The organism is Mesorhizobium carmichaelinearum, from assembly GCF_900199455.1.
In the GTDB taxonomy this organism is placed as follows: domain Bacteria; phylum Pseudomonadota; class Alphaproteobacteria; order Rhizobiales; family Rhizobiaceae; genus Mesorhizobium; species Mesorhizobium carmichaelinearum.
On the sequence record NZ_FZQR01000080.1, the window covers coordinates 1 to 6,394 of the forward strand.

Sequence of the window (6,394 nt, forward strand, 5' to 3'; positions counted from 1 at the left end):
GCACAAAGCGCACTCATCGTCTCCTCACCCGCAAGGCAGTCCACAACAAACCGTAGCCGCTCGTCCATGATGCCAGTCTCTCGCCAAACCATCGCCGGTCCTCCGGCGGACAAGAAAACTGTCACCCATGCTATCGGTCCATTCTGTTACCTATCTATCCGGTTCGGACAGCGCCCTTCCTCTACCCCGTCGATCGGGGGAGAGGTGGCTCGGCGTAGCCGAGACGGAGTGGGGGTCGACTGGCACGAGCGTGCATTCCAGCCAGGTCCGCGATCCCGTCGCGTGCACAAATCAATCGAAAAACGCCTCAACCACATTGCGCTTGGCGAGCATGAAGGCATCGGCGACATGCTGCAGCGGCGCGAGATCGACGTCTGAGGTGCCGGCGCGCACGATTTCCGCGAAACGCTTGTAAAGCATCGGGTATTCCGCTTCCGGTTCCTCATGGACGATACGGCCGTCGATGGCGAGCTTCGAGCCACCGCGGGAGAGCACCATCTTGCCCGCATCCGTGTCGGCCAGGATGTCCCAGCTTTGCGGTCCGGTTTGCAGCCAGTCGAGGTCCATTGTCACCGGCAATCCGTTCGAGGTGCGGAAGACGACTTGCGCCGCGACCGGGGCGGCGCGGTTTTCAGGAAAGTCGAGCACCGCCGAGGTGATGAACATCGCCGGCAGGATGTGGGTCACGATCGACAGCGCGTTGATGCCGGGATCGAAGACACCAAAGCCGCCGGGCGCCCAGATCCAGTCCTGGTTCGGGTGCCAGCGGCGCACATCTTCTTTCCAGATGATCGCCGCCGAGCGGAGCCGGGTCGATGCGAGAAAGCCGTGCGCGGCCTCCACCGCCGGCGCATAGCGCGAGTGCCAGCTGGCAAAAAGAGAGACGCCGTTTTTCGCGGCCAGCACCTTCAGGTCCTCGACCTCGCTGACCGTGGCGCCCGGCGGCTTTTCCAGGAAGACATGCTTCTTCGCCTCGAGCGCCGTGCGCGCGGCATCGTAGCGGAATTGCGGCGGCATGCAGAGCGAGACGGCCTCAAGCCCCGGCACAGCATCGAGCATCGCTTCGATGGTGGGAAAGTTCGGGATGCCGTCGACCTTGCCATGCCGGCTGGCAGCCGCGATGAGTCGGTAGTCATGGTCTTTCGCCAGGGCCGGCAGGTGCTGGTCGCGGACGATCTTGCCGACGCCGACGATGCCTATCTTGATGGGCTGGGACACGGCCGCTCCGTCTGTTTGATGATGGTGAGCGTTTCTATCAGAACACTTGCCCCGGGCAAGTCGAGTCAGCCCCAGCTTTCCTCCAATTGCAGCGTCAGTTTTCCACCCGCCAGAAAGGCCTCGATCGCTGGTTCGAAAGGCGAGGGGTCGAGGCCGTTGGCCGCCAGCCATTCATCAGAATAGTAGGTGTTGGCATAGCGGTCGCCCGAATCGCAGATCAGCGTCACCAGCGAACCGGTCTTGCCGTGCTCGATCATGCGCGCCGCCTGAAAGCACATGGCGGTGAAGTTGGTGCCGGTCGAACCACCGACACGGCGGCCAAGCCGGCGCGACAGCAGCCGCATCGCCGCCAGCGATACGGCATCCGGCACCCGCAGCATGTGATCGATGACACTTGGTACGAAGGACGGTTCCATGCGCGGCCGGCCAATGCCTTCGATGCGCGACGGCTGCTCGCAGCGACACTCGCGATCGTGCGTGGCAGAGCCTTCGAAGAAGGCGGAGCGCTCGACATCGGCCACCGACAGCCGCGTGGCGTGCCGCTTGTAGCGCAGGTATCGGCCGATCGTGGCCGTGGTGCCGCCCGTCCCGGCACTCATCACGATCCAGCTTGGGATGGGATGCCGCTCCTCGCGCATCTGTCCGAAGATGGAATCAGCGATGTTGTTGTTGCCGCGCCAGTCGGTGGCGCGTTCGGCATGGGTGAACTGGTCCATGAAATGGCCGCCGAGCCGTTCGGTCAGTTCGGCCGACTCAGCATAGATGCGCCTGCCGTCATCGATGAAATGGCAGTTGCCGCCATAGTGCTCGATCGCGGCGATTTTTTCGCGCGACGTCGACCGGGGCATCACCGCATAGAACGGCACGCCGATCATGCGGGCGAAATAGGCTTCCGACACCGCGGTCGAACCCGAAGAGGCCTCGACCACCGGGGTGCCTTCGCGGATCAGGCCATTGCACAGTGCATAGAGAAACAGCGAACGCGCCAGCCGGTGCTTCAGGCTGCCGGTAGGATGGGTGGATTCATCCTTGAGGTAGAAATCGATTCCCGACAGCGCCGGCAGGTCAAGTTTCCAGAGGTGCGTGTCGGCCGACCGGTGCTGGTCGGCCTCGATTGCGGCGACCGCCCGGTCGGCCCAGGCCCGGGATGCAGGTTCAACCGCTGTCGGTCCAGCCATCATCTATGCCCTGGGTTCAGATCGGCACGTCGAAGGTGACGATCGACACTTCGCCTTCGAGCGCGCCCTGGAAGGCGGAGAGATGCGGCTCGTCGTCCGGCACGCCATCCATATCGCCGATCTGGTCGAGCTCAGCCTCGGCGTAACCTTCCGCCGCAAGCGATTCGAGGGCGCGGCGCACCGCCGAATCGTCGTCAGGAGCGACCAGCATCACATGCACGCCCTCCACTTTGCCGCCTTTGCGCTTCCACACCCGGCCGGTGATGATGGTGACCGGGCGCTCCTCATTGTCGTTCACGGGCTGATTCCTGTTTTTTGCCAAAGAGACTGGGTGGGCGAGGGGATTTGGGCTGCTCATGCGGACTTTTCGCATGAAGCATGGCTTTGCAACAGTCGAAAGCCGGTCACATTCTTCTCCGTCCTTGCAAAACGGCGAAAGAAAATTACATGCGGTTTTCGCATGGCTGCCAAGCCCCGGCTTCAATGCAATATTTGCCGCTGCGGGGTTGACGGTTCGCGGGCTTACGAGTAGAAGCCGCCCAGTCAGAACCGATGTGAGGCTCTCCCTTCCGAAGCGACACGCTTTGGAGTTTGCCTCAAACAGGGTTCGTTTTACGAGCGAAAAGACATTTCCGGCGTGCACGAAGCGGCTTCCGCTTCCTCTGCCATTTGTTCGGGCAAGACCGCGAGACGCGGTTTATGGCCCGAATTTGCGTATGGAAATGACGCTTTGAGCGGCCCTGACCGGGCGAGACACGGAATTGAGAGACAAGAGGGTTTAATGCCTACCGTCAACCAGCTGATCCGCAAGCCGCGCATTGCGCCGGTGAAGCGCAACAAGGTCCCGGCCATGCAGCAGAACCCGCAGAAGCGGGGCGTCTGCACGCGCGTCTATACAACGACGCCGAAGAAGCCGAACTCGGCGCTGCGCAAGGTGGCCAAGATCCGCCTGACCAATGGTTTTGAAGTGATCGGGTACATCCCCGGCGAAGGTCACAACCTTCAGGAACACTCCGTGGTCATGATCCGCGGCGGCCGCGTCAAGGATCTTCCGGGCGTTCGCTACCACATCATCCGCGGCGTGCTCGACACGCAGGGTGTGAAGAACCGCAAGCAGCGCCGTTCGAAGTACGGCGCCAAGCGTCCGAAGTAAGATTTTCCGGCCCTGGCGCTGCTTGAATGCGTCGGGCTACGAGATTGAGAGACAAAAGCCATGTCGCGTCGTCACAGTGCAGAAAAGCGTGAGATCAACCCGGATCCGAAGTTCGGTGATCTGATCGTTACCAAGTTCATGAACGCCGTCATGTATGACGGCAAGAAGTCGGTTGCCGAGACCATCGTCTACGGCGCGCTCGACCAGGTCCAGTCGAAGACCAAGCAGGAGCCGGTCACCGTCTTCCATCAGGCGCTCGACAATGTCGCGCCGCATGTGGAAGTCCGTTCGCGTCGCGTCGGCGGCGCCACCTACCAGGTTCCGGTCGATGTGCGCCCCGAGCGCCGTCAGGCATTGGCCATTCGCTGGCTGATCGCGGCTGCTCGCAACCGCAACGAGACCACGATGGTCGACCGCCTCTCGGGCGAGCTGATGGACGCGGCCAACAACCGCGGCACCGCCGTCAAGAAGCGTGAAGACACCCACAAGATGGCTGAAGCCAACCGCGCTTTCGCACACTACCGCTGGTAAAGCGCGAACAGGACTGAGAGGCAGCTACGATGGCCCGCGAATACAAAATCGAAGACTACCGCAATTTCGGTATCATGGCGCATATTGACGCCGGCAAGACGACGACCACCGAGCGCGTCCTCTATTACACGGGCAAGTCGCACAAGATCGGCGAAGTGCACGACGGCGCTGCCACCATGGACTGGATGGAGCAGGAGCAGGAACGCGGCATCACCATTACGTCCGCCGCCACCACGACCTTCTGGAAGGGCCGTGACGGCAAGATGCGCCGCTTCAACATCATCGACACTCCCGGACACGTCGACTTCACCATCGAAGTCGAGCGTTCGCTGCGCGTGCTCGACGGCGCCATTGCGCTGCTCGACGCCAACGCCGGTGTCGAGCCGCAGACGGAAACCGTCTGGCGCCAGGCCGACAAGTACCGCGTGCCGCGCATGATCTTCTGCAACAAGATGGACAAGATCGGCGCCGACTTCTACCGCTCGGTCGAGATGATCGGTTCGCGCCTTGGTGCGCAGGCTGTCGTCATGCAGCTGCCGATTGGTGCCGAGACCGAATTCAAGGGCGTCGTCGACCTCGTCGAGATGAACGCGCTTGTCTGGCGTGACGAGACGCTGGGCGCTGCCTGGGACGTCGTCGAGATCCCGGCCGACCTTCAGGCTCGTGCCGAGGAATACCGCGAGAAGATGATCGAAGCCGCCGTCGAAATGGACGAGACGGCTCTCGAGAACTACCTCGAAGGCAAGATGCCGGGCAATGACGAGATCCGTTCGCTGATCCGCAAGGGCACGATCGCGGTCAAGTTCTTCCCGATGTTCTGCGGCTCGGCCTTCAAGAACAAGGGCGTGCAGCCGCTGCTCGACGCCGTCGTCGAATACCTGCCGTCGCCGGCCGACGTTCCCGCCATCAAGGGTGTCGATGCCAAGACCGACGCCGAGATCGAGCGTCATGCGGTCGACGACGAGCCGCTGTCGATGCTCGCCTTCAAGATCATGAACGACCCGTTCGTCGGTTCGTTGACCTTCGCCCGCATCTATTCGGGCAAGCTCACCAAGGGCATCTCGGTCGACAACACCGTGAAGGGCAAGAAAGAGCGCATCGGCCGCATGCTGCAGATGCATGCGAATTCGCGCGCCGACGTCGAAGAAGCTTTCGCCGGTGACATCGTCGCCCTGGCTGGCCTCAAGGACACGACCACCGGCGACACGCTGTGCGATCCGCTGCATCCGGTCATCCTCGAGCGCATGGAATTCCCCGATCCGGTCATTCAGATCGCCATCGAGCCGAAGACCAAGAACGACCAGGAAAAGATGGGCCTCGCCCTTCACCGCCTGGCTGCCGAGGATCCGTCCTTCCGCGTCAAGACTGACGAGGAAAGCGGCCAGACCATCATCTCCGGCATGGGCGAATTGCACCTCGACATCATCGTCGACCGCATGCGTCGCGAGTTCAAGGTCGAAGCCAATGTCGGCGCTCCGCAGGTGGCCTATCGCGAGACGATCACCCGCAAGCACGAGCAGGACTACACGCACAAGAAGCAGACCGGCGGTACCGGCCAGTTCGCCCGCGTCAAGGTTATCTTCGAGCCGAACACGGAGAGCGAAGAGTTCGTCTTCGAATCCAAGATCGTCGGCGGCGCCGTGCCCAAGGAATACATCCCGGGCGTCGAAAAGGGCATCCAGAGCGTCATGGGCGCAGGTCCGTTCGCGGGCTTCCCGATGATCGGCGTCAGGGCGACGCTGATCGACGGCGCTTACCACGACGTCGACTCCTCGGTGCTGGCCTTCGAAATCGCGTCCCGCGCCTGCTTCCGTGAAGCCGCACCCAAGCTTGGCGTGCAGCTGCTCGAGCCGATCATGAAGGTCGAAGTCGTGACGCCGGAAGACTATGTCGGTAGCGTCATCGGTGACCTGAACGGCCGTCGTGGCCAGATCCAGGGCCAGGAAGCGCGTGGCGTGGCCGTCGTCATCAACGCGATGGTGCCGCTAGCCAACATGTTCAAGTACGTCGACAACCTGCGCTCGATGAGCCAGGGCCGCGCGGCCTACACGATGCAGTTCGATCACTACGAGCCGGTCCCGACCGCGGTCGCTCAGGAAGTCCAGAAAAAATACGCGTAACTCGAAAGAGCCGTCGCGGTAACGCAATTCAAAGCCCGCTTGGGCGAGCAGGAAATGGAGACATCACATGGCAAAAGGTAAATTCGAGCGCACTAAGCCTCATGTGAACATCGGCACGATTGGTCACGTTGACCATGGCAAGACGTCGCTGACGGCGGCGATCACGAAGTATTTTGGCGAGTACAAGCGCTACG

7 protein-coding genes are annotated in these 6,394 nt (G+C 62.0%); 4 read left to right on the plus strand and 3 right to left on the minus strand.

The features are described 5' to 3' along the window. Window positions 1-291: 291 nt before the first annotated feature. The 3 genes from CKW40_RS41625 to CKW40_RS41635 all read right to left on the minus strand — a co-directional run bounded on the left by CKW40_RS41625 (window position 292) and on the right by CKW40_RS41635 (window position 2,694). Entirely contained in the window at window positions 292-1,218 is a 927-nt protein-coding gene (locus CKW40_RS41625; RefSeq protein ID WP_095205308.1) for a Gfo/Idh/MocA family protein, read from the minus strand. 65 nt (window positions 1,219-1,283) lie between these two features. After that, on the minus strand, window positions 1,284-2,396 hold the full coding sequence (locus CKW40_RS41630) for a PLP-dependent cysteine synthase family protein (protein WP_244571556.1): 1,113 nt from the start codon (window positions 2,394-2,396) through the stop codon (window positions 1,284-1,286). Between the two features lie 16 nt (window positions 2,397-2,412). Next, complete coding sequence (locus tag CKW40_RS41635; protein ID WP_095205310.1) at window positions 2,413-2,694, minus strand: transcriptional regulator; 282 nt, start codon at window positions 2,692-2,694, stop codon at window positions 2,413-2,415. A 483-nt stretch (window positions 2,695-3,177) separates the two neighbouring features. Here CKW40_RS41635 and rpsL point away from each other — a divergent pair, with 483 nt between their 5' ends. The 4 genes from rpsL to CKW40_RS41655 all read left to right on the plus strand — a co-directional run. After that, window positions 3,178-3,549 carry a 30S ribosomal protein S12 gene (gene rpsL / locus CKW40_RS41640; RefSeq protein WP_006333356.1) on the plus strand — a complete coding sequence of 124 codons (372 nt, stop codon included), beginning with the start codon at window positions 3,178-3,180 and terminating at the stop codon, window positions 3,547-3,549. 60 nt (window positions 3,550-3,609) lie between these two features. After that, on the plus strand, window positions 3,610-4,080 hold the full coding sequence (gene rpsG, locus CKW40_RS41645; protein ID WP_008875664.1) for a 30S ribosomal protein S7: 471 nt from the start codon (window positions 3,610-3,612) through the stop codon (window positions 4,078-4,080). A gap of 29 nt (window positions 4,081-4,109) precedes the next feature. Then, complete coding sequence (gene fusA, locus CKW40_RS41650; protein WP_095205311.1) at window positions 4,110-6,200, plus strand: elongation factor G; 2,091 nt, start codon at window positions 4,110-4,112, stop codon at window positions 6,198-6,200. A gap of 67 nt (window positions 6,201-6,267) precedes the next feature. Further along, window positions 6,268-6,394, plus strand: a 127-nt coding sequence (locus CKW40_RS41655; RefSeq protein WP_244571411.1) for a GTP-binding protein, incomplete at its 3' end; no start/stop codon positions are given.